21 protein-coding genes are annotated in these 25836 nt (G+C 61.1%); 2 read left to right on the top strand and 19 right to left on the bottom strand.

Annotated features, from left to right (window positions below):
* Positions 1 to 6: 6 nt before the first annotated feature.
* From ACIQWP_RS21280 to ACIQWP_RS21270, 3 genes are all read right to left on the bottom strand, one after another.
* The gene (locus ACIQWP_RS21280) at positions 7 to 162 is read right to left on the bottom strand and encodes a hypothetical protein (protein ID WP_402791702.1); all 156 of its coding nucleotides are present in this window, start codon (positions 160 to 162) and stop codon (positions 7 to 9) included.
* 232 nt (positions 163 to 394) lie between these two features.
* Positions 395 to 2743, bottom strand: coding sequence for a methyl-accepting chemotaxis protein (locus ACIQWP_RS21275; RefSeq protein ID WP_402791699.1), 2349 nt, complete (start codon positions 2741 to 2743; stop codon positions 395 to 397).
* A gap of 415 nt (positions 2744 to 3158) precedes the next feature.
* Positions 3159 to 4358: a DUF3422 domain-containing protein gene (locus tag ACIQWP_RS21270; protein ID WP_402791696.1), complete on the bottom strand. Its 1200-nt coding sequence runs from the start codon at positions 4356 to 4358 to the stop codon at positions 3159 to 3161.
* Positions 4359 to 4634: 276 nt separating this feature from the next.
* Here ACIQWP_RS21270 and ACIQWP_RS21265 point away from each other — a divergent pair, with 276 nt between their 5' ends.
* Positions 4635 to 5183, top strand: a complete 549-nt coding sequence (locus ACIQWP_RS21265) for a VOC family protein (RefSeq protein ID WP_402791693.1) — start codon at positions 4635 to 4637, stop codon at positions 5181 to 5183.
* Between the two features lie 116 nt (positions 5184 to 5299).
* On the opposite strand, the gene lpdA is transcribed toward ACIQWP_RS21265, so the two are convergent.
* From lpdA to ACIQWP_RS21230, 7 genes are all read right to left on the bottom strand, one after another.
* Positions 5300 to 6688 (bottom strand): dihydrolipoyl dehydrogenase, encoded by a 1389-nt coding sequence (gene lpdA, locus ACIQWP_RS21260; RefSeq protein WP_402791690.1) that lies wholly within the window; start codon positions 6686 to 6688, stop codon positions 5300 to 5302.
* A 4-nt stretch (positions 6689 to 6692) separates the two neighbouring features.
* The gene (locus ACIQWP_RS21255) at positions 6693 to 7997 is read right to left on the bottom strand and encodes a dihydrolipoamide acetyltransferase family protein (protein WP_402791687.1); all 1305 of its coding nucleotides are present in this window, start codon (positions 7995 to 7997) and stop codon (positions 6693 to 6695) included.
* 2 nt (positions 7998 to 7999) lie between these two features.
* Positions 8000 to 9013, bottom strand: a complete 1014-nt coding sequence (locus tag ACIQWP_RS21250; RefSeq protein WP_402791684.1) for an alpha-ketoacid dehydrogenase subunit beta — start codon at positions 9011 to 9013, stop codon at positions 8000 to 8002.
* Position 9014: 1 nt separating this feature from the next.
* Entirely contained in the window at positions 9015 to 10247 is a 1233-nt protein-coding gene (locus ACIQWP_RS21245; protein WP_402791682.1) for a 3-methyl-2-oxobutanoate dehydrogenase (2-methylpropanoyl-transferring) subunit alpha, read from the bottom strand.
* A gap of 82 nt (positions 10248 to 10329) precedes the next feature.
* Positions 10330 to 11457, bottom strand: a complete 1128-nt coding sequence (locus ACIQWP_RS21240) for an acyl-CoA dehydrogenase family protein (RefSeq protein WP_402791679.1) — start codon at positions 11455 to 11457, stop codon at positions 10330 to 10332.
* Positions 11458 to 11481: 24 nt separating this feature from the next.
* The gene (locus ACIQWP_RS21235; protein ID WP_402791676.1) at positions 11482 to 12669 is read right to left on the bottom strand and encodes an acetyl-CoA C-acyltransferase; all 1188 of its coding nucleotides are present in this window, start codon (positions 12667 to 12669) and stop codon (positions 11482 to 11484) included.
* Between the two features lie 27 nt (positions 12670 to 12696).
* Positions 12697 to 13464: a 3-hydroxyacyl-CoA dehydrogenase gene (locus ACIQWP_RS21230; RefSeq protein ID WP_402791673.1), complete on the bottom strand. Its 768-nt coding sequence runs from the start codon at positions 13462 to 13464 to the stop codon at positions 12697 to 12699.
* Positions 13465 to 13602: 138 nt separating this feature from the next.
* Here ACIQWP_RS21230 and ACIQWP_RS21225 point away from each other — a divergent pair, with 138 nt between their 5' ends.
* Positions 13603 to 14679, top strand: a complete 1077-nt coding sequence (locus tag ACIQWP_RS21225) for an AraC family transcriptional regulator (protein ID WP_402791670.1) — start codon at positions 13603 to 13605, stop codon at positions 14677 to 14679.
* Between the two features lie 151 nt (positions 14680 to 14830).
* Here the strand turns inward: ACIQWP_RS21225 and ACIQWP_RS21220 are convergent, their stop codons facing one another.
* From ACIQWP_RS21220 to ACIQWP_RS21180, 9 genes are all read right to left on the bottom strand, one after another.
* Entirely contained in the window at positions 14831 to 15343 is a 513-nt protein-coding gene (locus tag ACIQWP_RS21220; RefSeq protein ID WP_402791667.1) for an invasion associated locus B family protein, read from the bottom strand.
* 137 nt (positions 15344 to 15480) lie between these two features.
* The gene (locus tag ACIQWP_RS21215; RefSeq protein ID WP_402791664.1) at positions 15481 to 15954 is read right to left on the bottom strand and encodes a DUF4189 domain-containing protein; all 474 of its coding nucleotides are present in this window, start codon (positions 15952 to 15954) and stop codon (positions 15481 to 15483) included.
* Entirely contained in the window at positions 15951 to 16646 is a 696-nt protein-coding gene (locus ACIQWP_RS21210) for a hypothetical protein (protein WP_402791661.1), read from the bottom strand. The genes ACIQWP_RS21215 and ACIQWP_RS21210 overlap by 4 nt, the downstream gene beginning before the upstream one ends.
* A gap of 14 nt (positions 16647 to 16660) precedes the next feature.
* The gene (locus ACIQWP_RS21205) at positions 16661 to 17236 is read right to left on the bottom strand and encodes an invasion associated locus B family protein (protein WP_402791659.1); all 576 of its coding nucleotides are present in this window, start codon (positions 17234 to 17236) and stop codon (positions 16661 to 16663) included.
* 7 nt (positions 17237 to 17243) lie between these two features.
* Entirely contained in the window at positions 17244 to 22172 is a 4929-nt protein-coding gene (locus ACIQWP_RS21200; protein WP_402791657.1) for a YadA-like family protein, read from the bottom strand.
* The gene (locus ACIQWP_RS21195; RefSeq protein ID WP_402791654.1) at positions 22169 to 22609 is read right to left on the bottom strand and encodes a hypothetical protein; all 441 of its coding nucleotides are present in this window, start codon (positions 22607 to 22609) and stop codon (positions 22169 to 22171) included. Before ACIQWP_RS21195 ends, ACIQWP_RS21200 begins: the two co-directional genes overlap by 4 nt.
* Before the next feature lie 294 nt (positions 22610 to 22903).
* Positions 22904 to 23788, bottom strand: coding sequence for a helix-turn-helix domain-containing protein (locus ACIQWP_RS21190; RefSeq protein WP_402791651.1), 885 nt, complete (start codon positions 23786 to 23788; stop codon positions 22904 to 22906).
* Between the two features lie 314 nt (positions 23789 to 24102).
* The gene (locus ACIQWP_RS21185) at positions 24103 to 24303 is read right to left on the bottom strand and encodes a hypothetical protein (protein ID WP_402791649.1); all 201 of its coding nucleotides are present in this window, start codon (positions 24301 to 24303) and stop codon (positions 24103 to 24105) included.
* A gap of 347 nt (positions 24304 to 24650) precedes the next feature.
* On the bottom strand, positions 24651 to 25742 hold the full coding sequence (locus tag ACIQWP_RS21180) for a LacI family DNA-binding transcriptional regulator (protein ID WP_402791646.1): 1092 nt from the start codon (positions 25740 to 25742) through the stop codon (positions 24651 to 24653).
* Positions 25743 to 25836: the final 94 nt, after the last annotated feature.

Below are 25836 nucleotides of genomic sequence, written 5' to 3'. Positions count from 1 at the left end.
TCAAGTTCAGTCGGTTGAAGCCGCGCCTCTGCCAGCGCCCTGCCTGGGCTCGGGCAGCCAGAGCGACAGGCCCGCCCCGAGCGCCAGCAGGAAGACGTTGCCGCCAAGGGCGGCGGCGAAAGCATTGGAATAGGATTCTGGCTCCTGTCCGCCTCCCAGCACGCTGAAGAAGATGCCGCCGATGATCGCAACGCCGAGTGACGCGCCGATCCGAAGCCGAGCACTTGTATCACGAAGCCCAGTGTCGGGGCGCGGGGGCCCAGACGGCGCACGACGGCGGCCGATATGAAAGGGGCAGCAAAATAGCCGATGCCGAAGCGAAGTGTCCGCAACCCGGCCTCAAGCGGCGTCAGGCGATCAACGTCACAACTCCCTTGCGGAGAAGGTGAGCCAATCAGAAATCCTCCCATGCCGGGCTTGTTGCCGGCGCCATCTTGCCGAAAGCGGAGCGGAGCTTCTCGCCCAATGCCCTCTGGCCGGAAAGCTCTGAGCCCCTGCCGGAAGCGGCGGCGGCTTTGACGGGCATTGCTGCTCTTCCTCGTGGAGAGGCTGTCAGCGACACCACCTTTCCCGCCGCGTGGTCCAATTTGAACTGGGCAAGACGTGTCGACAGCGACGAGACTTCGCTGGCCAGCGTATGGGTCGCCGCGTTGGATTCCTCGACCATTGCAGCATTTTTCTGCGTGGCCTGATCCATCTGGTTAACGGCCGTATTGATCTCCTGCAGCCCGGTCGATTGCTCCCTCGCGGATTGCACGATCGCCTGCACGTTGCTGTCGATCGACTGGACCTCCTGAACGATCGCACGCAGCGCTTCACCGGTCTGGCCGACAAGGCTGACCCCTCTCTTGACCTGATCGCCGGACGAATGGATCAATGCCTTGATTTCCTTTGCCGCCGTGGCGGAACGCTGTGCGAGCTCTCTGACCTCTTGAGCAACGACCGCAAAACCCTTGCCGGCCTCACCCGCACGCGCGGCCTCGACGCCGGCATTCAAGGCCAGCAGGTTGGTCTGGAAGGCAATGTCGTCGATGACGCCGATAATATTGGAGATGGATTGCGAGGACTGCTCGATGCCGGTCATGGCTTCGACAGCACTATGAACGATCTGGCCGGACCGCTCGGCGTTGTCCTTGGTGCGGCCGACCAGGGCTGCGGCCTCTTCGGCGCGCGTCGTTGAATCCTTGATGGAGGTCGTAATCTGCTCGAGGGCGGCCGCCGTCTCCTCGACGGAGGCCGCCTGCTGCTCCGTTCGCTTCGCCAGATCGTCTGCGCCCGTGCGGATCTCCTCCGATCCGCACTGGATCACCGAGGCGTTTTCGGAAAAGGAGATCATCGCCGTCTGCAGCTTCTCGACAGAGGCATTGAAGTTGCCGCGAATTTCATCGAGCGCCGAGGTGAACGGCTGGTCGAGCCGCACGGTCATGTTTCCGTCTGAAAGCTGTACGAGTCCGGCGGCAAGTTCGCCGACCGCAAACTTCACTTCCGCTTCCTGGGCATCGTTGATGCGGGCACGCTCGGCGCGCTCGGCTTCCTGGGTAGCGCGGCTGGCGTCAGCCTCTGTTTCAAGCCGGACCTTTTCGCGGTTGTTTTCCAGCAAGATATGCAGAGAGCGCGAAAGATCTCCGATCTCGTCGCGAGCCTCGCGATCCTTAAGCGCGACATTCAAATCGCCGTTGGCGATCCGGTCGGTTTCGCCAATGACGTTCTCGATGCGGCGAACGAAGCGCCGGGCGATCAGCCAGCCAGCGAGGCCGAGGAGAACGGTCGCGATCGAGGTCACCGCTATGGCGTTTCTCACAACGCTGTTGACCTGTGCGAAGACAGTAGCTTTCGGCACGGCCACGATCGCGTACCATGATATGGCATCGGTCAGCTTCACCGGCTCGGCGACGGCAAAATAGGTCGCGCCGTCGGGATTGGTGATTTCGCGTTCCGTGCCGGGGTTGGCGATCAGCTGATCCCAACCGGCCGTCTCGGCGCCGCCATCCCTTATGTTCTTTCCGATCAATGCAGCGTCAGGATGGCTGATCATGCCGCCACCGGCAGTGACGAGGCTCATGAAGCCGGTTCCCATGGGATGGATCGCCGAAATGGCTTTCTGCGCATCGTCGAGGGCCATATCGAGGCCCGCCACGCCAACAGGCTTTCCACCGACCATGATCGGCTTGGCAATGGAGGTCATCAGCACCTGTTTGCCATCGATGGCATAGGAATAGGGCTCGATGACGACCGTCTTCTGCTGGGTGAAGGGCAGCTGATAATAATCGCCGGCACCCGACACGGTATAGTCCGCGAGAGGAACATGGGTGATCTGGCCGCCGCTGCGAACCCAGTAGGGAATATAACGGCCGGTCGCATCATGACCTTCCTTGCCGACGAAATCCTTGTCTTTTCCATCGAAGGCATTCGGCTCCCAGCCCGTCCAGACGCCAAGCGCCGTCGGATTGCCGGCGAGCATGTTCTTCAGGATTGCGTCGGCGGTCGCACGGTCGGCCGCGCCCGCATCCTTCATGGTCGCAAGGACAGTTTCCAGCGAATTGACCACGGCAATCGCCGCCCCAAGGGTCTTTTCCGATCCGGCCGCGGTGGTGCTGGCTATCTGCCGCATCTGATCGAGGCTCGATTGGCGAACGGTCGTGTAGGCGGAATCAAACAGGATGGCGGAAGCGGCCACCGTCGCGATGACGCCGCATGCGGCGACGGAAAAAATATTGCGGCTAGTTGCGGATTTCAAAATCATATCACCACCTTATTGGGTGGCGTTGCGACCGCGCTGCGCGCCCCCCGCGTGCCTCTGACAGAAATAACATTCCGCAAGCGGCAAACAACGATCCAGGCCGCTTGTATCAAGAGGAGGCTAGATATTCTTGATTAACAATCAGTATCTCCTGGCATCGATCTTGCCGTCCAGCTCAGTATGACTTTTAATCATGAAGAAGATCCCGGATTTATTTCTGAGAAATTAATGATTTTATCGGAATGAACGCCCCAGAATAGATATCGCAGCGCAAAATTAGAGACATCTATTAGATTTCATTCGCGCTGATACGATCGCAATGGCGAGATACGGCCAAGCGAACAAGCGTGACTTCCGAAAGACCGCCGCGAGCCCCAGACCAAGTGTGTCTCGGCCGGCAATCGCGACAGAGAAGGCTTCAGGACTTCAGCGCGTGCCTGACCCTAAGGATGGCGAGGGCAACCGCTCCGATCACCACGGGAATGGAGATCAGCATATAGATCGGATTGATATGAATGCCGGCGTGATCTGCCGTCTCGATCGCGACTTTGATCAAACTCAAAAGATAATAGCTGATGGCGATGATGGACAGACCCTCGACTGCCCGCTGGATCTTGACCTGGGTTTCGGCGCGATCGGCCATGGCCTGGATCTGAACAGCGTTCTGGACCTCGATCTCGACCTGGATACGGGTCTGCAGCAAATCGATCAAATGCATGGTCGCATGCGAGAGTTGTTCAAGGCGCAATGCCGTCGCCTCGCAACTTCTGACGGCGGGTTTGAAACGGCGCGCGACGAACACGCCAAAACGCTGAAAACCGGGGACATGGGTCTCGCGCAGCTCGGCGATGCGCTCCTCGACGATTTTGGCATATGCGGCAGTTGCGCCAAAGCGGTTTCGCGTTTGGGCAGCTGCTGAGATCACTTCTGCGGAAAGCTGAGAAATCTCATCGAGCAGTCGCTTGTGGTCTTCTGCCGAGGTCGAAACGTGGCGATTGGTCAATTCGACAAGTTTTCGGTCGTAGCCGCCCAGAACAGGACCCAGCCGCCGCGCTTCGGGAAAGCCCAAAAGCGCCATGACACGATAGGTCTCGATTTCATAGATCCTGCGGACCATGCGGCCGAGCCGATAGGCGTTGAGGTCGTGATTGAAGAGGATCGTGCGACTGGTACCGTTGTCACCGACACGAAAATCCGAGCAAACCAGCGCTGCCCCGCCGCCAATCGTGGATGCCGCCGTATCACCGAACCGGAGCGCAGAAAGAAGTGGCCCAAGTTCGCTCGGCGCCGATCCACAAACGAGAATTTCCAATCGGCAAATGAACGACCAGTCCGACAGGCCCGCGAGCCCTGCCGCCTCATCGGTCAAGAAAGAACCCGCGGGCCAGGTCGAGGGATCGGTATCAAGAGGAGTAACCCGGGTTACTGTGACGAATTCGGTATGAAACTCGACCTGTGTTCGAGGCCCTTCGATTGCGTCTTCGGCAACGACGACGCGATGGCTGAGATCGGAGATCGAGGGCGACGTGCCCGAAAGCGCTATATGCTCGACGAGAGCGGGACCCGCAAAATAGATCGATGGTCGGGCGTGAAGTTCTGAATTGAAATCTGCCGCCATCATTATCGTTCCCTCAAGCAAATACCCGCTCTAACCGTATGCCGACCATTGCGGCAATCAGCAATGCTTAGCTCCCTGCGACAGAGTGTCCCGAGGCTTTGAAGTGCGGCGCTGTTCGGCCAGATCCGGATGTGCGGGTAAGTCGGACGGAACCAACATCGATCGCGCGGCTTGCGAAGGCAAGCTTTCGGTAGAAGATAGCAGTGAAGGCACAACCGCCCTCGAAGAGCCACGCAAGCACTGGCTTCACCGTGAATTATCGAATGGGAGACTTGCATGACAAATACCACAAATTTGGGCTTGCCGGGCCTGCTGGGACAGGAGCATACGGGCATTACCGTTCCCGATCTCGACGAAGCCCTGGACTTCTTCGTTCGAATAGTCGGCTGCAGGCACGCCCATACCTTCGGCCCGATCGGCGATGACGAGGGCGATTTCATGCAGCAAGCGCTGGGCACGCATCCCCGCGCCCGCATCAGGCGTGCCGCACTCATCCGCATCGGCCACGGCTCCAATCTGGAACTTTTCGAATATGAGGCGCCGGACCAGCGCCGCCTTGAACAGAAGAACAGCGATATCGGCGCCTTCCATGTCGGGCTCTATGTCGAAGACATTCAGGCAGCCAAGGCCTACCTTGATGCCCAAGGTATTGCGACCCGCCTCGGCCCGCTCCCGATTACCGAGGGGCCGAATGCCGGGCAGAGCATTCTCTATTTCCAATCGCCCTGGGGCTTGCAGCTGGAGGTCATCAGCTATCCCGGAGGCATGGCCTATGAAAAGACGGCCGAAACCATTCTCTGGTCGCCACGATTTCCAGAAAAGTGACGATCGGCAACAGGGTCTGCGCGGCCAATCCGACAGGCACTCACCTTGACGGCCGCTATGGGCGACGGCAACCAAGGTGACCGAAACCAAAAGTGAGAACAGCACCGGACACGGCCTCAGATGTGCAGGGCGTGGCCAAGTGCTTTCAACGCGGCTTCCTGCAGGGCTTCGCTGCGGGTCGGATGGGCATGGATGGTGCCGGCGATGTCTTCCAGCCGCGCGCCCATTTCAAGCGCCAATGAGAATGCGCTTGAAAGCTCCGAGACGCCGGCACCGACAGCCTGCAGACCAAGCACCAGGTTGGTGTCCGCGCGCGCCACGGCACGGACGAAACCGTCTTCCGACTCGGTCGTCATCGCACGGCCGTTGGCGCTGAACGGGAAGAGGCCGACGCGGATTTCATAGCCTTGGGCGCGAGCCTCGTCTGGCGAAAGCCCGGCGGTGACGATCTCGGGATCGGTGAAGCAGACGGCTGGGATGGCACGCTTGTCCCAGGCACGCTTGCGGCCGGCAACGATCTCAGCGACCATCTCGCCCTGCGCCATGGCGCGATGGGCGAGCATCGGCTCGCCGGTGACGTCGCCGATCGCATAGACGCCGCGCATCGAGGTGCGGCAGCGCTCGTCGATCCGGATGAAACGGCCGGCGCGATCAAGATCGAGCTCTTCGAGACCCGATCCGTCGGTGCGCGGCTTGCGCCCGACGGTGACAAGTACCTTGTCTGCGGCAATCCGGTCCTCCTCGCCGGCGGCCGTCTCGATCACAAGCGCTTCTCCGGAATAACCCTTCGCCTTTACGCCGGTCAGCACGCGTACGCCAAGCTCATTCAGGCGTTTGGCGACCGGCTTGACCAGTTCGGCATCATATTGCGGCAGGATCTGCGCCGTCGCCTCGACGACCGTGACCTGCGCGCCCAATTTGGCAAAGGCGGTTCCGAGTTCCAGGCCGATATAACCGCCGCCAACAACGGCAAGCCTGCCCGGAACGCTCGTCAACGACAGCACTTCGGTGGACGAGAGGATCGCTCCGCCAAAGGGCAGAGACGGCAATTCGACCGGTTCTGAGCCCGTCGCGATGACAACCGTATCGGCGCGGATGATCTGGGTTCCGGTCTCGGTGTCGACCTCGACAGTCTTGCCGTCGCGGAACTTCGCCTGCCCATGCACGATCTTGACCTTGGCCTTGCGCAGAAGGCCGAGCACGCCGCTGTTCAACCGGCCGACGATGCCGTCCTTCCAGCGGATGGTCTGGGCAAGATCGAGCTTCGGCGCCTCGACGGTGATGCCGAGTGCGTTAGGGCTCACCATATGACGGACCTTGTCGAATTCCTCGGCCGCATGGATGAGCGCCTTGGACGGGATACAGCCGACGTTCAGGCAGGTGCCGCCAGCCTTCGTCGATTCGACGATGACCGTGTCGACGCCGAGCTGGCCGGCGCGGATGGCACAAATATAGCCACCGGGGCCGGCGCCGATGACGAGGAGCTTGCAGACGATTTCTTTCATGTCATCAGCCTTCGATGAAGATCAGTGCGGGGGTTTCGAGCAACGCCTTGATCCGCTGCACGAAGATGGCCGCGTCCCAGCCGTCGACGATCCGATGATCGAAGCTCGACGACAGGTTCATGATCTTGCGCGGGACGAACTGGGTGCCGTCCCAGACCGGCCGGGTCATGATCTTGTTGACGCCGATGATCGCCACTTCCGGATGGTTGATGATCGGCGTCGTGACGATGCCGCCAAGCGCGCCGAGCGAGGTGATGGTGATCGTGGAGCCGGACAACTCCTCGCGCGCGGCTGTGCCGTTGCGGGCGGCCTCGGCAAGACGCGTGAGCTCGGCGGCTGTATCCCAGATCGACCGGGCCTCGGCGTGCCGGACGACAGGCACCGTCAGGCCGGACGGCGTCTGCGTGGCGATGCCAATATGGACGGCGCCGTAGCGGGTGACGACACCGGCATCGTCGTCGAACGTGGCGTTGACGCCCGGTTGCTCGGAAATCGTCTTGACCAGCGCCCGCATGAGGAAAGGCAGGATAGTCAGCTTCGGCTGATCGGGCTTGCGACCGGCATTCATCGTCGCGCGCAGGTCCTCGAGGTCGGTGACATCAACCTCCTCGACATAGGTGATGTGGGGAATGCGCGAGCTTGCAAGACGCATCTTCTCGGCGATGCGGCGGCGCAAGCCGGTTATCTTGATCTCCTCGACATCGGTCTTCCGCGCGGGGCCCGTCGGAGCAGCGGCGACCGGCTGTGCGCCGCGCGCAATAAACTGATCGAGGTCTTCATGGCTGATGCGCCCGGCCGGACTAGTGCCGATCACCTGACGCAGGTCGACGCCAGCCTCCTGAGCGCGCAAGCGCACCGCAGGAGAAGCCAGCGGCCGCTCTGCCGGCTCGCGAGTGGCGGGACGCTCCGCGATTTTTTCCGGCTGAATGATCTTGGTGTCGGCGGTGGGTCTGGCCGGAGGCGGCACGGCCGGCTCAGTCTCTACAGGCCTGTCTTCGGCGGGCTCGACCTTCGCAGGCGGCTCAGTCGTGGCGGAGGAAGCCACGTCGGCTTCACTCCCACCCTCCCCGGCGACCTGGATACGCAGGAGCGGCGCCTTGACCGCGACCGTGTCACCGACCTCGGCGCCGAGCCAGAGCACGACACCCTCGACCGGAGAGGGAATCTCCACCGTCGCCTTGTCGGTCATGACGGCGGCAAGCACCATGTCCTCGCGCACCGGATCGCCCGGCTTGACGTGCCATTCCACAAGTTCGGCCTCGGCCACGCCTTCACCCACATCGGGCATCTTGATGACGAATTCACCCATCCTCAGCCCTCCATCACTTCCTTGAGTGCCCGGCCGACGCGGGCGGGACCGGGGAAATAGTCCCATTCCTGCGCATGCGGATAAGGCGTATCCCAGCCCGTTACGCGCACGATCGGCGCCTCAAGACTGTAAAAGCAGTGCTCCTGAACCAGCGAAGCGATTTCGCCGCCGAAGCCCGAGGTGAGCGTCGCCTCGTGCACGACGACGCAGCGGCCGGTTTTCTTTACTGACTGGACGATGGTGTCGAGGTCGAGCGGCAGCAGGCTGCGCAGATCGATCACCTCGGCATCGATCCCCGTCTCCTCCGCCGCGGCAAGCGCCACATGCACCATCGTGCCGTAGGCGACGACCGTGACCGCGCTGCCGGACCGGCGGATTTCCGCCTTGCCGATCGGGATCGTGTAGTGCCCCTCCGGAACCTCGCCAAGTTCATGCTTGGACCAGGGAGTAACAGGCTGTTCGTGATGCCCGTCGAAGGGGCCGTTATAAAGCCGCTTGGGTTCGAGGAACATGACCGGGTCCGGGTCCTCGATCGCCGCGATCAAGAGGCCCTTAGCATCGTAAGGGTTGGACGGCACAATCACCTTCAATCCGCAGACATGGGTGAACAAAGCCTCTGGACTCTGGCTATGCGTCTGTCCGCCAAAGATGCCGCCGCCTGTGGGCATGCGCACGACGATCGGGCAGGTGAAGTCGCCGTTGGAACGGTAGCGGATGCGCGCCGCTTCCTGGGTGATCTGGTCATAGGCCGGGTACATGTAGTCGGCGAACTGGATCTCGACGCAGGGCTTCAAGCCGTAGGCGGCCATGCCGATCGCCGTGCCGAGAATGCCGGATTCGTTGATCGGCGCGTCGAAGCAACGGGTCTTGCCATATTTGGCCTGGAGCCCCTGCGTGGCGCGGAAAACACCGCCGAAATAGCCGACGTCTTCACCGAAGACGACGACATCGTCATCGCGCCCCATCGAGACATCCATGGCACTGCGCACGGCCTCGATCATCGTCATTCTTGCCATGTCAGTATCCTGCCTTCTGCCGCTGGCGGCGGATATGCGGGGGCATTTCCGCATAGACGCCCTCGAAAATGTCGCGCACGGACGGCTTGCCGCCGGCATGCAGCGTGCCGTGGCTTTCGGCTTGCTTCTGCGCCTCGATGACCTCGTCGAGAATCTCCGCCTCCGCCTGGGCGTGGCGCTCCTCCGACCAGGCGCCGCGCACGATCAGATGCTTCTTCAGCCGCAGCACCGGATCGCCGAGTGGCCAGGCCTCCGATTCGGTTTTCGGACGGTAGGCGCTCGGATCATCCGAGGTGGAGTGGGCGCCGACGCGGTAGGTGACATATTCGATCAGCGTCGGGCCGAGATTACGACGGGCACGCTCGGCCGCCCATTTGGCGACGGCATAAACAGCCAGGTAGTCGTTGCCATCAACACGCAGCGCAGGAATGCCGAAGCCGAGGCCACGCGCGGCAAAGGTGCCGGAGCCACCGCGAGCAATGCCCTGAAAGGTCGAGATGGCCCATTGATTGTTGACGATGTTGAGGATGACGGGCGCCTTGTAGGTGGAGGCAAAGACAAGTGCAGAATGGAAGTCGGATTCGGCGGTCGAGCCGTCGCCGATCCAGGCGGCCGCGATCTTGCTGTCGTTCTTGATCGCCGACGCCATGGCCCAGCCGACGGCCTGCACATATTGGGTGGCGAGATTGCCTGAGATGGTGAAGAAGCCGTGCTCCTTCGACGAATACATGATCGGCAGCTGCCGGCCACGCAAGGGATCGGCTTCGTTCGAGTAGATCTGGTTCATCATCTCGACCATGGGGTAATCGTCGGCAATCAGAAGCCCAGCCTGACGGTAGGTCGGGAAGTTCATATCCCCCTTGTTCAGCGCCTTGCGGAAGGCGGAACTGACTGCCTCTTCGCCGAGGTGCTGCATGTAAAAAGAGGTCTTTCCCTGCCGCTGCGCCATCAACATGCGGGCATCGAAGGCCCTGAGCTTCATCATGTTGCGCAGGCCTGTCAGCAGTTCCTCATCGGAGAGCAGGCCGGCCCAGGGGCCGATCGCCTCGCCATCCCGGTTGAGCACGCGGATGATGGAATAGGCGAGATCGCGGATCTCCTCCGGCGCCACGTCGACCGCCGGCCTCGGCACGGCGCCGGCCTTGGCGATCTTGACGTTGGAGAAATCCGGCTGGCCACCGGGCCGGACCGCCGGCTCGGGCACGTGCAGGCTCAGATTTGGAACCTCGTTCATGTCCTGTGATACCTCCCTTGTCGACTGCCCTGCCCGTTGCTCCCCACGGCAGGCGCAGCCGCAAACATCCTACGAAAACATACTATAAGTTGCGCGCGATAACGATGCGCTGGACGTCGCTCGTTCCCTCATAGATCTGGCAGATGCGGACGTCGCGGTAGATGCGCTCGACCGGATAATCCGCCATATATCCGTAGCCGCCATGGATCTGGATCGCATCGGAGCAGACCTTTTCGGCCATCTCCGAGGCGAACAGCTTGGCCATCGACGCTTCGGTGAGGCAGGGTTGCCCTTGCTCCTTCAGCTGAGCCGCATGCAACACCATCTGGCGCGCCACTTCGATCTGCGTCGCCATGTCGGCAAGCCGGAAAGCAACTGCCTGATGGTCGATGATCGGCGAGCCGAAGGCCTTGCGCTCGCGGGCGTAATCGCGCGCCGCCTCGAAAGCCGCCCGCGCCATGCCGACGGACTGCGATGCGATACCGATGCGCCCGCCCTCAAGGTTCGACAGGGCAATCCTGTAGCCGTCGCCTTCCTCGCCGAGCCGCTGATCGACAGGAATGCGCATGCCGGTAAAGGCGAGCTGGCATGTGTCGGACGAGTGCAGTCCGAGCTTGTGCTCGACACGCACAACCTCGTAGCCGGGCGTGTCGGTCGGCACGATGAAGGCGGAAATACCCTTCTTGCCGGCATCGGGGTCGGTGACGGCAAAGGCGATGATGATATTGCCGTTCTTGCCTGAAGTAATGAACTGCTTGGCGCCATCGATGACATAGTGGTCGCCATCGCGGCGGGCGCGCGTCTTCAGGTTCGAGGCGTCTGAGCCGGCCTGCGGCTCGGTCAGGGCAAAGCCGCCGATCCATTCACCACTTGCCAGTTTCGGCAGGAAGCGCTGCTTCTGCTCCTCGGTGCCGTATTTCAGGATCGGTACACAGCCGACGGAGCTGTGAACGCTCATGATGGTCGAGCAAGGGCCGTCGCCGGCGGCAATCTCCTCAAGCGCCACGGCATAGGCGATCACGCCGGTTTCCGAGCCACCATAGGCTTCGGGCACGAGCATGCCGAGAAAACCGAGTTCGCCCATTTCCTTCAGCTCCTCGCGAGGAAAGCGGCTGTTCACATCGCGCTCGGCAGCACCCGGCGCCAGCCGCTCGCGGGCGAAATCGCGCGCCATGTCGCGGATCTGGATCTGGTCTTCGCTCAGGATCATATCCGGTCTCCTCCTTGAAACCGTTCAGTTCAGCTCGACGGCCATCGCGGTCGCCTCGCCGCCGCCAATGCAAAGCGTCGCCATGCCACGCTTCATCCCATGGCGCTTGAGTGCTGCAAGCAACGTCACAAGCACGCGAGCGCCGGATGCACCGATCGGATGGCCGAGCGCACAGGCGCCGCCGTGAATATTGACCTTGTCGTGCGGCAAATCCAGATCGCGCATCGCCGCCATGGCAACGACGGCAAAGGCCTCGTTAACCTCGAACAGGTCGACATCCCGAAGGTTCCAGCCGGTGCGTTCGCCAAGCTTGCGCAGCGCGCCGATCGGCGCGGTCGCAAACAGATTGGGCGCCTGCGAATGCGTGGCATGGCCGACGATGGTGGCAAGCGGTGAGATGCCCTCGCGCTCGGCCTGGGAGCGCCGCATCAGCACCAATGCGGCCGCACCATCCGATATGGAAGAGGCGTTCGCCGCCGTCACTGTGCCGTTTTCGCGAAAGGCCGGCTTCAGTGTCGGAATCTTCTCCGGCTTTGCCTTGCCCGGCTGCTCGTCGCGGCTGACGACGAGTTCGGATCGCCCGGATTTGGCAGTGACGGGGATGATCTCGGCATCGAATGCGCCATCTTCGATCGCCTTGCGAGCCCGGGTCAGCGACGTGACGGCATAGTCGTCCTGTGCTGCGCGGGTGAACTGGTAGGCTTCGGCGCAATCCTCGGCGAAGGTGCCCATAAGGCGTCCCTTGTCATAGGCATCTTCCAACCCATCCAGGAACATATGGTCGATGACACGACCATGCCCGAGGCGGTAGCCGCCGCGCGCCCGGTCGAGCAGATAGGGCGCATTCGTCATGCTCTCCATACCTCCCGCAACCACGACCGAAGCACTGCCGGCCGCGATCAGGTCATGCGCCAGCATGACAGCCTTCATTCCGGAACCGCACATCTTATTGACGGTGGTCGCTCCTGTGGCAAACGGCAGCCCAGCCCCGATTGCGGCCTGTCTCGCCGGCGCCTGACCCTGCCCGGCTGACAGAACACAACCGAAGACTGTTTCCTCCACGACATCCGGACTGATACCGCCGCGCTCAAGTGCCGCACGGATGGCGGCAGCACCAAGTTCCGGCGCGATGCAGTCTTTCAGATCTCCCTGGAAACCGCCCATTGGAGTACGGGCCGAACCAACGATGACGATCGGATCTTCTCGTGTCATATCGAAACCTCCCGTAACCAGCCTGCCTCAGTGCGGCGCCATGCGCAACGCACCATCGAGGCGGATGACCTCGCCATTCAACATGGTGTTTTCACAGATGTGGCGTACCAATGCGGCAAATTCCACCGGCCTGCCGAAGCGCTGCGGAAAAGGCACGCTCTTGCTCAATGAATCCTGCACCTCCTGCGGCATGCCGGCCATCATCGGCGTCTCGAAGATGCCTGGCGCGATAGTGACGACCCGAACGCCGCGGCGGGCCAATTCCCGGGCAATCGGCAGCGTCATCGCCACGACGCCACCCTTGGAAGCCGCATAGGCCGCCTGGCCAACCTGGCCATCGAAAGCGGCGATCGAGGCCGTGTTGATGATGACGCCGCGCTCGCTCTCCGTATCCGGCTCGTTCTTGACGATTGCCACGGCAGCGAGCCGGATCATGTTGAAGGTGCCGATGAGATTGATGCCGACGGTGCGGGCAAAGCTGTCGAGCCGATGCGGCCCATTGCGGCCGATGATCTTTTCGCCGGGCGCGACGCCGGCGCAGTTCACCAGCCCATGCAATTGGCCAAAGCGCTCCAGCGCCTTATCGATCGCCGCCTGAGCGTCCTTTTCATCCGTGACATCCGTCTTGATAAAGGCCGTACAGGCTCCCAGTTCACCGACAATGCCGGCTCCGGCATCCGTGTTGATGTCGGCAATTACGACGTTCGCGCCCTCGCCTGCCAGCATCCGTGCGACCGCAGCCCCAAGGCCCGAACCGCCACCGGTAACGACGAAGGTCTTCCCGTGGATCAACATGATCGCTCTCCTCCAGCGCAGTCGATTTCAACTGGGGCCTCCACGCTTCGTGCAGTCGCCCGCAGTATCGCATCCCCCGGCAGAGCGCGATTTGCCTTGCGCCTCGCCCAAGCTTATCTCCACACGATATTACATTCGATGACAAAAACGTCTCAAATCGGCGGCCAGTTTTACCATATTCCACAAGGTGTGACGATGGGCGTGACGATGACGGAAGCCGGACGGCGTATGATATCACCTTTCTTCGTGAAAGAGGCGATCGACTGCGTTCGGCGGCAAGGAAAGTCGCCGGAACGACTGCTATCGGCGCTCGGCCTATCCACCCGGATCGACACGCCGATCTCCGTGGAAAGCTACGGCGCGTTATGGCTTGCGATCGCGGAGGAGATAGACGACGAATTCTTCGGCATGGGCGGCAGACCCATGCGTCGCGGCAGCTTCACGCTGCTCTGCCATTGTATCCTCCACGCGAAAACCCTCGACCGGGCATTGCGGCGGGCGCTGCGTTTTTTGAACATCGTGCTGGAAGACCCGAAAGGCCATATCGAAGTGGCCGACGGGCTGGCGCATGTTGTGCTGACCGATTTGATGGGTGCGCGCTCCGCCTTCGCCTACCGGACATACTGGATCTTGCTGCACGGCATCGCATGCTGGCTCATCGGGCGGCGCATTCCGCTGCGGATGGTCGATTTTCGCTGCGCCGAGCCGGATCATGGAGCGGAATATCGGCAATTCTTCGGAGCGCCCGTGCGCTTCTTACAACCGGCGAGCAGACTTGCCTTCGATGCCGCGCTCCTCAAACTGCCGGTGACGCGCAGCGAGCAGGCTCTGAAGCAGTTTCTGCGCAATGCGCCGGCCAATATCCTCGTGCGCTACCGCTACGACGCCGGCCTTGCGGCAAGCATACGCAAGCGGCTGCGCCAATTGCCGCCCGCGTCGTGGAGGTCGTTCGATGATTTGGCTGCGCAAATGCGCATGTCCTCCTCCACGCTGCGGCATCGGCTCCACGCCGAGGGTCAGAATTATGCCGCCATCAGAGATGAAATCCGCCGCGATCTCGCGATCGAGATGCTGCAAACGACCGGGTTCGGCGTCGGAGAGATCGCCACACGCCTTGGCTTTTCCGAACCCAGCGCCTTCCATCGCGCATTTCGGAAGTGGACCGCAAGAAGTCCGGCTGCATTTCGGAGGCAAATGACTGCGCGAAACCGGTGACTACGGCCGGCGGTGTTCGCCTTATGACGGCCAGCAACGCGAAAGGCGGAGATCTGATTTGGAGCCCCATCCCATCACGTCGGTGGCTCACCATGAACACCAGCATGACCCGGCAGGTCAGCGCCTCCGCGCAGCATCAGGGATGCTTCCTCTATCGGGCACCCAACGCGGCAACGCGATCGGCAGCGGCGGAAAAGCCCTGCAGTGACACCTGAAAGCCGAGTGCATTGCCGCCGTCAGCGATAACCTTGAGGTTCAAACGCGAGCCGGTTCGCAATTTGCCAAGCGTTACAGCGTCGATCGGAAGCAAGGCGACGCAGCCGTTTGGCAGACAGGTGCGAAAACGGATCGGCTTCAACGACGGCTGATCATCGATATTCGGCGTGACGCCAGAGTCGAGAACAATGCCGAACGGCAGCAGCAGCGTTGCGAGTGCGCTGCCGTCAGGACGCATCTGCATCTCGACGGCAAGCAGCCTCTGGCCATTCTGCTGGGTTTGATCTTGCGAAATCGTACATGCCGATGCCTTGTCGCGTTGAGAGCATGCAACGCGCCAGTCCTGGTAGGTTTCCTGCAGGCTCGATGCACCGTTCGGCAAAGCCGATTGGGCAAAGGCTGCAGGAGCGAACATCAAAGCGAAGCTGATATAGATAAAGGCGAGCATTGCATAAGATATGCGGCCGACTGCCCGGGATGAAACGAATGTCGAATGTGACAAGGGATGAGATCTCTCGACTTGAAATGCGACCTTGCGCGGCCGGCGCGAACTTGCGTGCCCATGGCGGCCATGGCCTGGGTAGGTCACGTACAGACCCACTCTCGGATGCCGCAGCGAGAGCCCGCGCGCTCACATGCCTTCAACGCGAGGTCCTCGGCCTCGCGGCGCGTCGGCGCTGAATTTGCGCTCCATGGAGTGACCGGATTGCGTTCCTCTTTGCCGATGGCGAGGGCGCCGCAATGATTGTATGGAAAACCGGTCTTGTCGTCATCGTCCCAGTGCCGCTGATTGCGGAATACGCTGACCACGACGCACTTGCTGCCCTTGTCCCGCTCGCAATGCTTGAGCGCGATATCGCTGGCTTCCTGGCGCTTGTCGGCACCCCAGAAGAAGCCGTATTTCCCATCGGGCGCGGAATAGGCTATCGCCGCCCATATGCCGTGCTCCTCGGGCGGAGGCGCTGGCGGAGGCTCCGCCGTAAATAGATCGGCGGCCCCCGGATGGCCGATGGAGACAAACAGCATACCGATCGCTGCAATGGCAGATCTCAACCTCATTTTGAGCCCCCTTGTTTTCCCGCTGCCGAGGCCACGGAAATGACGACGCAGCCGTTTCCGGTCGGCAAAAGCATTGCCTCCCCTCCCTGGTTGCCGAGTTCGTAGACACCGATCTGTCCAAGATTGTTGACGAGCTTGCTTCCGTTCGGAAACTTGGTCGAAACTTCCGGGCAGGAGGCGGTGAACGGCGCCACGCGAACCATCGAACCTTCGCAGCCGGAGGCGACAGGTGCCGCAAATACGATGCCGGCGGCGGGGCCGTTGTAGCCTTGCGTGGCATAGTTCATGCCGACAAGCGCCTGCACCGTATGCTTGTCGGCAGCCTCATTGTTCCAGATCGATTGGACATTGTATTGAGTGCCGTTCGTCAACAATCCTCCGAGAACCGGGAAAACGGTCGAGCAGGATTGCAGGCCAGCCTGTTTGGTGTGTTGTAAAAAGGGCGTGTCCGGCAGCGCTTGATTGGCATCGTTTGACGCGGCGACCGCCGGCTGAGACAGAGGGTTCCCAACCACATCGTAACGGACCGCGGCATAGCCGGCAGCCCCCACGATCGCAATTGCAAGCAGCGATAGGGCGGTCGCCTTCCACCGGCGTCGCCTCGGCTTGGCTTGCTCGCCGACCGGGCTCTGAACTACGGGGGGGCTGGTATTCCGCGACATGATGCGCTCATGAATCGATTGCTGGCTCATTGAAAATCCGTCCGTCACTTTATCGCCTTAACGGCGGTGGAAAGGCCCGTGAGGTTTGCGGTCACGCTGATTGTCTGCCCATCCATGGTTGGATAGGAGATCGTTGGCGCCGTGCTTTTGGAAATCTGCTCGCGCATTAAGGGTCCGACCGGCAACATGCCGACGCAAACCGTTTGGTTGCATCCGTTGAGCTGGACCTGTATCGGCTCCTTGCGCCCTTCGAATTGCAGTGAGATACGGCCGTCGCTCTTGGCAACTGGTGCGGCCCGCAAGATCATATAGGGCTCGCCTTTGTTGGTGGCGGCTAGCGACCAGCTGAACGCGACTTGTCCGGCCTCGTTCTCGATGATCTGGGTAACATTGCAAACCCGCTGGCGTTTCTTCAGATTTTCGTCGCAGATCAGTGTCCAATTCTCGAACGGGCGAATGGTCCTCTGATAGTCGCCAGGCTTCAGCTCCGGAGGAACGACGACATCGGAAGGCTTTATGCGATAGTTGGGAAGAGCAGTACCCTGTCCGGCCGCGATCGGGCCGAACAGGAACATGCAGGCCATGAAAATTGGGACGCCGAGAAGCGCTCCTTTGGACATGGCCGGCTCAATTCAAGGTGAAGCTGAGGCCAGCGCCAACGCCCACGTGTCCACCGGCGGCCGTACCTGATAAATTCGCCCGGACGCGGCCGTTCTCGCTGGTGTAACCGGCACCGAAGGCAACAGCGCCCTCACCTCGCCAGAGGCCGCCACCGAGAGCCACGCTCGCCTTGCCCGGACGGTCGTCATAACGAAGCGATGCCGCTGCAAGGCCAATCGCGGCCGCCTGCCTTGCCTCGGAACGGACGTCCCCAAGTTCCTGGTTCAGCTGGCCGAATTTCTGGTCGGTATAGTTGTTGGCCGCAGTCAGCGTATTCGCGGCAGCGGTGTCCGTATAGGATTTGACCTCGGTGACGCTGTCGCCCAATTGGGCAACGTTCACCGCATCTGTCGGGGCGACGCCCTTGCCAACGTTTGAGATGATCACCGGCGCGTTCACGTCGCCGCCCCGCAGGGTAATGCTGTTCTTCTTGCTGCCGTCGGGATTGAGATCGTAGGTGACGGCATTCTTGGTGATCGTTCCGACACCGGTCTGCAGGCTATCGATCGCCTGATTGGTCGCATAAAGCTGCGATCCGTTGATGGCGTCGGTGCTGTCGGAGGAAATGCGGCCGGCAGCAACGTTCGTGATGGTTCTTTCGGCCCCAGCAGAACCCACGCTCACCGTTCCGACAGGCGCGGTGCCGGCAAAGTCGTAGTGCTGACCCTGAATGGTGGTTCCGGACGTGCCGACCGCAGCCTGTGTTGAGGAACCCGAGCCCAGGGCCACATCATTGGCATTGTTGGCCTGCGCGCCCTGGCCAAGGGCGACCGCGCCTTGCCCCACCGCTGTAGATCCGTTGCCTGCCGCCAGGCTGTTCGTGCCGCTGGCGACACTCTGCGGACCAATCGCAACGCTGTCCGTGCCGCCGGCGATAGAATCCGCCAGTGTCGAATTGGCATGGAAATACTTGATGCCGCCGCCATTGGTGATGTTGGTCAACGTGTTATCGACCGCACCGAAGGCATCGTAGACCGTGCTGTAGTTGTTGCCCTGTATATTGTAGGTGGGGCCGGTGATCGAGCCGTCAGGGTTCACAGTCGTATTGCCGCCGATCAAGCTGGTAATGTTGGTGCCGAGACCCTTGAGCTGGCTGACATTCACCGCATCGGTGTTGGCCGAACCTGCCGCCAGATTGGTCAGCTTGCGTTCCGATCCGGCAGAGCCGATCGATACTTCGCCGACAGAGGTTTGCGGGCTCGTAAGCGCGAAGCCGGTATAGTTCGTCTGCGCGCCCACGGTGGTTACCGATTGCGCACCCAGCGCAACGCTGTTGATGTTGTTGGCTTGCGCGCCGGCGCCGAGCGCGACCGACTGGACACCCGCAGCCACCGAGTTCGTGCCGAGTGCAACGCCGTCAGCCAGCATGACGTGGGCATTCTGGCCGATGGCCGTGCCGCCCGGAGCAATCTGGTCGACGACCGCGCCATTACCGATACCGATGCCATTGTCGCCGTTGACGACAGTCGTCGGACCGACCGCCACCGATTCGGCGCCGACAGCAAGGGAGTCACCGGCGGCAGAGTTCGCATGGAAGTATTTGCTTGGCGTCGTCGCGACCGACGCGATCGCACCCTGGAGCTGGCGAACCGTGACGGCATCCTGCGCGCTGGTACCATCAGCGACGTTGATGATCTGTCGATAGGATGTGCTCGAACCGACCGAGACTGCGCCCAACAGGGTTTTGTCCGTCGTATTGTATTGGATGAAGTTCGTTGGCCCCGCCGCGATCTGACCGGTGGCGGGCGCCAGCGCACGATCGGAAATCGATCCGGAACCGAGCGCAACGCCGCCATCGATAGTGGCCTGGCTTTCCCTTCCAAGCGCGAGCGAACTGTCGGCGACAGCGGTCGCATTATATCCGACCGCGGTGGAGCCTACGCCTTGAGCGGAGGAATCGCTGACGGCGAGGGTGCTGTCGTTGGTCCGCACATATCGGATGCCCTTACCGTTTGCATCGGTATAGGCCGTCGATGTGTCGCCGGCGATGTTGTTGATGGTATTGCCGAGATTGGTGACCTGGCCGCCGATCGTGGTGACCTGGCTGCCAAGACTGTCGACCGCCTGGTTGGTGGCGAAGAGCTGCGAGCCGTTGACCGCATCCGTCGAGCTGGACGAGAGCTGACCGGCTGCAACATTCTGGATCTGACGCTCCGCCCCCAGAGCTCCCACGGAGAAAGCGCCGGCCGGGGTGGCACCGGCGAAGGTATAGGCGGTACCGCCAACCGTCGCGCCGCCAACGGCAGTTGTCGCACCGGAGGTCGAATTCAGGCCGATGGCCACGTCGCCGGCATTGTTGGCGACCGCATTCGGGCCGACGGCAACAGAGTCTGTCCCGAGCGCCTGCGAATCCGGCAAGGTAGAGTTGGCATGGAAGTACTTGATACCGCCACCGGTGTTGATGTTGTTGACGGTGGTGGCGACACTATCGACCGCCTGGTTGGTCGCAAAGAGCTGCGAACCGTTGACCGCATCGGTCGAGCTGGATGAGAGCTGACCGGCTGCGACGTTCTGGATCTGACGCTCCGCTCCCAGAGCCCCCACGGAGAAAGCGCCGGCCGGGGTGGCACCGGCGAAGGTATAGGCGGTACCGCCAACCGTCGCGCCGCCAACGGCAGTTGTCGCACCCGACGCGGCATTCAGACCGATGGCCACGTCACCGGCATTGTTGGCGACCGCATTCGGGCCGACGGCAACCGAGTCTGTCCCAATCGCCTGCGAATCCGGCAAGGTAGAGTTGGCATGGAAATACTTGATGCCAGCGCCGCCGTTGATATTGTTGACCGTGGTGGTGACACTATCGACCGCCTGGTTCGTCGCGAAGAGCTGCGAACCGTTGACGGCGTCGGTCGAAGCGTTGTTGAGTCGGCCCGCCGCGACATTGGTGATGGTGCGCTCGGCGCCAACAGCGCCGACGCTGACCGTCGAGGTCGGCGTGGTGCCCTGGAACGTGTAGGTCGTGCCGCCGATCACCGCGCTGGGCGTGCCGACGGCTGCCGCCGTCGTCGAACCGGAGCCGAGTGCCACGTCGCCCGAGCTTGCCGTCGCCGTTGCGCCATTGCCCAACGCGATATTGCCGACGAAACCGGACGCGCCTGCAGTGGAACCGTTGCCCAGCGCCACCGAGCCCTGCCCGATCGCCTTGTTGTTGTTGCCGATCGCGACCGCGCCGCTCGCCTGGTTGGCGGCGGTGGCGCTCGCCGTGCCGTCGCTGTTGGCGATGTTGTTGGCGCCGCCGGTAAAGGCGCCCGTGCCGCTGGCATAGCTCGGATCGCCGATGGCGACCGCGCCGTCGCCATATGCCGTGTTGCCGGAGCCGATCGACACTGCCTTGCCGCCTGTCGCAACTGCATTATTACCCACGGCAACCGCTTCGGCTGAATCCGCCTTGGCGTTCGAGCCCACAGCGACCGTCGATGCTGCGGATGCGATGGCGCTCTGGCCAATGGCCGTAGCGCCAGCGCCGCTGGCGGCGGCCTGATAGCCTGCGGCGAGCGATTGATCCGCGCTGGCTACGGTGCCGATGCCGAGTGCGGTGCTGCCGGCTCCACCGGCATTGGCGCTGACGCCGGCAGCGAGAGAATTATCTCCCGTCGCGCTCGTTCCAGATCCATACGAGGAGGCGTTTGTGCCACTGGCGACAGCCTGGCGTCCCGTGGCGGTGGAATTGTCACCGCTGGCATTGGTGCCGGCGCCTACAGCAACCGATAGAACACCACCGGAATTTGCATTGTTGCCGAGAGCAACACCCGAGGTCGCGGCGCTTGCGACAATTGCGCCCGAGCCTATCGCAACACCACCGCCGGCGGCGAGCGTCTGTGCCTGGTTACCCAAGGCAACCCCGAAGGCTCCCGACGCAACAGTAGTGGAGCCGACGGCGACCGAGTTTATGCCCGATGCAGCGGCTGACGTGCCGACAGCAATGGAATCGGTGTTCGAGGCTTTGGCAAGATAGCCCATGGCCGACGCCCTTAGAGCGGAAGCACCGGCCCCATTACCGATCGCGGTGGTCTGGTTTGCCGTTGCAGCGGCTGACGTACCGAAGGCGCTGGCCCCCGTCGCCGTTGCGGACGAACTCGAACCGACGCTGGTCGACCACGCCCCTGTGGCGGTTGAAGCCGTACCGAGCGCTACCGCTTCGAACGTGAAACCGGAAGGAGCGGTGCCGCTTGCGTTGGCATTCGTGCCAATGGCAATGGGAGAACCACCGCCCGTTCCAGCGTTCGCCTTGGCGCTGGCCCCCATGGCGATGGCAGAACCGTTTGAAGATGAGGCGTTGGAGGATAATCCAATCGCCACCGACGCGCCACCTGAAGAGGTGGCCGTTGAGCCGAGAGCGAGGCCGTTCGCCCCGCTTGCGGTTGTGTTGACACCAAAGGCTGACGCTCCGTCCGCCAGTGCCCGAGCGTTCCCGCCCACGGCAAGAGCATTGGTGCCGGTCGCGTTCGCGAAGACACCCATGCCGATGGCGTTGAGACCATTGACACTCATCGTATAGCCGATGGCGATCGAAGCATCGCCCGTTGCGCTATTAGAGGTGCCCAACGCCACGCTGTTCGCACCATTCGCTTGGGTAGCGTTACCGATGGCGACGGCGTTGCCGCCTGACGCGGTTCCGCCGCCGGCCTGATATTGCGCGTGCGCCGGAGCGGAAAGGCCGAGCGCGGCGAGCGCGGCGAGGCCGCCGATCGCGCCGGCCGAACGCAAGCTCCCGCCGGCACCCAACGACCCAAGGCCCATGTCCTTGCGGCGCATGCCGAGCACGCGAGACGCCATCCGCAATACAGCCATCAGGCGGCGCCGGAACGACCGATCGGTGCGATCGGCTGAAACAAAGTTTTCAGCAAATCCGGTACGAGATTTAGTCTGCAGATGTTCCCCAACGCACTCGCTCATGCTGCTTTATCCTCGTTGTTGTCTGAACGACCAGGCGCGTTTCGATCCGCATCGGCGGCCGGGTCGTCGTTGAAACCATGCATTTCCTGAAGCATGCGCCCCATCCTGGCGCCTTGCCCCTCGATCATCTCCCGCGCACTGACGACCCATGGCTGCGTCGGCTCGGGAACGGCATGCAATGCGGCGTCGGCCCGATCGGCAGGGAGTTTCATTGCCACCAATGTGTGGCAGATATCGAAATGAAGAGCTGGTTCCCGCTCGACATATGCCGGAGATGTCAGCCCAAGGACGAGACAGGCAAATAGATGATCGAGCTCCGCGCCGCTTATGCGGCCGGCATATTCACGCTGCAAGGCAGTCCAGGCTACCTCGACTTTCGGAGCAAAGATTTCGAATTCCGGGAACTGAATGTCCATACCGCACCGAATGGTTACCATGGCGAGCATGGCCTCATTTCGGGGTTGCAGTATTTTAGGAAATTACGGACTATTTTTAGGAAATTACGGTTTTTTGCGAAACGGGATACAGGTGTAGCTACTTCGCCACACGTACCTCAGGCTGCTTCGCACACCCCCTAAGGATTTTCCAGTTTCAGGAAGCCCCTCTGCCTCACACACGCGAAAAATGGATGCGCAAGCGCGTGCCTTTCTCCGGCTGGAGATCTACGGATAGTTGAAGATATTGTTGGCGGTGCGGCCGGATCTGATGGATGTCCCGCAAGGCTCGTCGAACTATCGCTCGAACCGGAACTCCGTCGGCGTCCGTCCCCGATATCTCTTCATCGTCGTCGCCAGATGGCTTTGATCCGAAAACCCGGCCAGGTAAGCAATTTCGGCAATCGGGATTTCGCCTTCGACGAGCAGCTTCTCCGCAAAGTCCAATCGCAGATTTATGAGGTAGCGGTGAGGCGGCATACCGAATGTCCTGGCAAACCTCACTATGAAGTGATTCGGCGAAATGCCAGCGACGGCCGCGAGTTCGGCGACGTGAACCTTTTCAGCAAAATGTTCACGCAGATATTCCTCTATACGTCGGGCGCTTCTGGCGGAGAGCCCTCCACGGGGCGACGGAAGCTGCTTCATCTGATCTGCATAGGTGCGAAGGAGATGTGCGCCGAACAGCGCAACCAATGAATCCAGATAGAGTTCATTCGGAGTTGCTTTCCCGGTTAGCTCGACAGAAATCCTCCGCGCGATGCCGAGGGCGGTAGGATCGACAGTGCCGAAAGCAGGTGGCCGAAGCTCTACATTGGCAAAATCAAACTCCTGTATGGCCAACTCGGACAAAACGTCCGAGGGGATCGCAATAACGAGATTCGTCCTGGTTTCCGACCAGGCAAGGGTGCTATCCACCCCGGCGGGGTTAACCGCGATACAGCCGACGGGCGCATCATATTCCGTGACCCTGTCGCTACCGAGAGAGGCTCTCAAGCGACGTGTGGGCCTTAACACGATCCCGACAGCATGTTCCTTGGCCAGGAAGGTCTGTGATCCGGGATTGCGGACGGAGCGAATGACGCTTCCGCGCGTGGTGGCCCTTCTAGGCCCCGCATTTTCAGGAATTATGTCGAACACGTATCGATCGGCCCGTTCACAGGCCTCATTCGCATAGCTCATTCTTCATCGCCCCGCCCGAACGAAATTCTGCAAGCACAAACACGCAGACCGGATCTCACCTTCGTTTGAGATCTCGGTTTCCCAACACTGCTGGCCCGATGCCGCCGCAAGCCAGCCAATAGCGTAAGATTAAATAGTATAAATCATTGAGTTTGGAAGGGGGGATATACACGTGGTAAAGAAAGTGTAATCCGGCAGGGCACATCAGGTTCCGACCCGGTCGAACAGGTCCCGCAAGCTCCGACAAATGGTCGCGCAGCAGATAAATCTCAATTCATGGTGGAGAGAAAGGTCGATGTGACGTATTGCGACCGCTAAAGGTCGTCTCGGCGCTTTTCATATAGATCCCAAGCAACGTCCACCATCGCTAGAAGAACATCCTTTTGATTCCATCCAGCTGCAACGGCGGCTCGAATAATTTCATCTACAATAGGCTGCAATTGACGCTGGCACTCGATTGCAATGTCGTCGGCGCAGTTTCCCAAAGATGGCTCACTAAATTTGATTTCTACCATTATCACTCTCGCAGGATTACTATATGCCAGCTATCACATTCCTCATATAAAATAAATCCGAAAGGATATGTAGAGCTTTTCACAGGGCAATACCCAATCACACTACCGCTATGCTGTAATCGACCCGACATTGAACACAACCACCGAGTCCATATCACTCAGCAACTTGCTGAGTCTGCTGCTGATGATACCAGAAGAGATGGACGATGACGGAAGCAGTTTGCTTGGCTGCGGCGTGGATGAAGCAGGTTGGCAGCTCGATCGCTGGCCGAGAGCACCGGCTTTGGCACGCTAAAATCAGATGTGTTGCGATGGGCTTGCTTGCATGTCGCGCTTGATATGCAAACTCAGCCGATATTGAACTCCTGCTTTTTGGGAGCCCCTAACCCGGCACCGCAAGACAGACGAACGATAAGCTCGGTTTGAAGCGTGATACGTTGATGGCGGGACCCTGCTTTGCCGCTAATCCGCTCCAGGAGCAATTGCGTGCCGAGCTTGCCCAGCATTGCGGCGGGCTGGTCGATGACCGTCAGGAATGGGGACAGCACCGCCAGGCTCTCGAGATCGTCGAAGCACACCAGCGCAATATCCTGCGGCACGGAGAGCTGTCTTTCTCTGAGCGCCTGCATTGCACCGACCGCGGTCATGTTGTTGACGGCGAAGATCGCGGTCGGGCGTGGATTGAGCGTCAATATCTGCTGTGCGGCACGATAGCCACCCAACTGATCGACAACGGTACGAAAGACGAGACCCTCATGGTATTCGATGCCGAGCGCCGTCAACCCGTCGCGATATCCCTGGAACCGTTCACGACCCGTGAATGTATCCTCCGCATCGCCAATATGAGCGATGTGACGATGGCCGAGCGTGCCGAGATGCTCCACCAGGCGTTTTGCGCCAGCGACATTATCCGCTACCAGCACGTCGCAGTCGACGCCGGGCAGGGTATTGTCGACCAGGACGACCGGGAAACCGCGCCTTAGCAACGGCAATACGCTGTGGCGCGATTCATCGCTGGCGGGTGCCAGAAGAAGCCCTTCGACACCGTAGAGCACAAAATCCTCCAGATATTCGCGCTCGATCCGCAGATCGCCCTCCGTATTGCACAGAAGAACCCGATAGCCCGCCCGGCGTGCCGCCGCCTCCGCAGCGTGCGCAAGGATGGAATAGAACGGATTGGCTATATCACGCAACACCAGCCCGATCGTGCTGGTCTTGCGGGATGCCCGGCTATAGGCGACCCTGCTTGGAAAGTAACCTAGCGCCTTGACGGCATCCTCGACCCGACGGCGCGTTTCGTTGTCGACGCCGTCGCGCCCATTGAGGACACGCGAGACGGTCATTGCCGATACGCCAGCCTTTTGAGCAACATCACGCAAAGTAATTGCCAATACACGCACCCCCTTCGTTACGTACCAAAGCAACGTGTTACGTAACATCACTATTTTATAGTAATTTCAAGGTCCTTAATTGACAAGCGATGTTAGCGAACGTTACAAACACCTTACCTGAGGCGACGAGCGTAAAACTTTA

Source organism: Rhizobium sp. NPDC090279, from assembly GCF_044769665.1.
In the GTDB taxonomy this organism is placed as follows: domain Bacteria; phylum Pseudomonadota; class Alphaproteobacteria; order Rhizobiales; family Rhizobiaceae; genus Rhizobium.
This window is presented reverse-complemented; position numbering and strand designations above follow the sequence as displayed.

Excerpts from the sequence above, each read along its gene's own strand:
- ACIQWP_RS21265 (WP_402791693.1), top strand. The coding sequence starts at position 4,635 with ATGACAAATACCACAAATTTGGGCTTGCCGGGCCTGCTGGGACAGGAG.
- ACIQWP_RS21185 (WP_402791649.1), bottom strand. The coding sequence starts at position 24,303 with ATGGTAGAAATCAAATTTAGTGAGCCATCTTTGGGAAACTGCGCCGAC.
- ACIQWP_RS21270 (WP_402791696.1), bottom strand. The coding sequence starts at position 4,358 with ATGGCGGCAGATTTCAATTCAGAACTTCACGCCCGACCATCGATCTAT.
- ACIQWP_RS21200 (WP_402791657.1), bottom strand. The coding sequence starts at position 22,172 with ATGAGCGAGTGCGTTGGGGAACATCTGCAGACTAAATCTCGTACCGGA.
- ACIQWP_RS21215 (WP_402791664.1), bottom strand. The coding sequence starts at position 15,954 with ATGAGGTTGAGATCTGCCATTGCAGCGATCGGTATGCTGTTTGTCTCC.
- ACIQWP_RS21205 (WP_402791659.1), bottom strand. The coding sequence starts at position 17,236 with ATGTCCAAAGGAGCGCTTCTCGGCGTCCCAATTTTCATGGCCTGCATG.
- ACIQWP_RS21210 (WP_402791661.1), bottom strand. The coding sequence starts at position 16,646 with ATGAGCCAGCAATCGATTCATGAGCGCATCATGTCGCGGAATACCAGC.
- ACIQWP_RS21255 (WP_402791687.1), bottom strand. The coding sequence starts at position 7,997 with ATGGGTGAATTCGTCATCAAGATGCCCGATGTGGGTGAAGGCGTGGCC.
- ACIQWP_RS21190 (WP_402791651.1), bottom strand. The coding sequence starts at position 23,788 with ATGAGCTATGCGAATGAGGCCTGTGAACGGGCCGATCGATACGTGTTC.
- ACIQWP_RS21275 (WP_402791699.1), bottom strand. The coding sequence starts at position 2,743 with ATGATTTTGAAATCCGCAACTAGCCGCAATATTTTTTCCGTCGCCGCA.
- lpdA (WP_402791690.1), bottom strand. The coding sequence starts at position 6,688 with ATGAAAGAAATCGTCTGCAAGCTCCTCGTCATCGGCGCCGGCCCCGGT.
- ACIQWP_RS21230 (WP_402791673.1), bottom strand. The coding sequence starts at position 13,464 with ATGTTGATCCACGGGAAGACCTTCGTCGTTACCGGTGGCGGTTCGGGC.
- ACIQWP_RS21240 (WP_402791679.1), bottom strand. The coding sequence starts at position 11,457 with ATGATCCTGAGCGAAGACCAGATCCAGATCCGCGACATGGCGCGCGAT.
- ACIQWP_RS21180 (WP_402791646.1), bottom strand. The coding sequence starts at position 25,742 with ATGTTACGTAACACGTTGCTTTGGTACGTAACGAAGGGGGTGCGTGTA.
- ACIQWP_RS21250 (WP_402791684.1), bottom strand. The coding sequence starts at position 9,013 with ATGGCAAGAATGACGATGATCGAGGCCGTGCGCAGTGCCATGGATGTC.
- ACIQWP_RS21245 (WP_402791682.1), bottom strand. The coding sequence starts at position 10,247 with ATGAACGAGGTTCCAAATCTGAGCCTGCACGTGCCCGAGCCGGCGGTC.
- ACIQWP_RS21235 (WP_402791676.1), bottom strand. The coding sequence starts at position 12,669 with ATGACACGAGAAGATCCGATCGTCATCGTTGGTTCGGCCCGTACTCCA.
- ACIQWP_RS21220 (WP_402791667.1), bottom strand. The coding sequence starts at position 15,343 with ATGCTCGCCTTTATCTATATCAGCTTCGCTTTGATGTTCGCTCCTGCA.
- ACIQWP_RS21195 (WP_402791654.1), bottom strand. The coding sequence starts at position 22,609 with ATGGTAACCATTCGGTGCGGTATGGACATTCAGTTCCCGGAATTCGAA.
- ACIQWP_RS21225 (WP_402791670.1), top strand. The coding sequence starts at position 13,603 with ATGACAAAAACGTCTCAAATCGGCGGCCAGTTTTACCATATTCCACAA.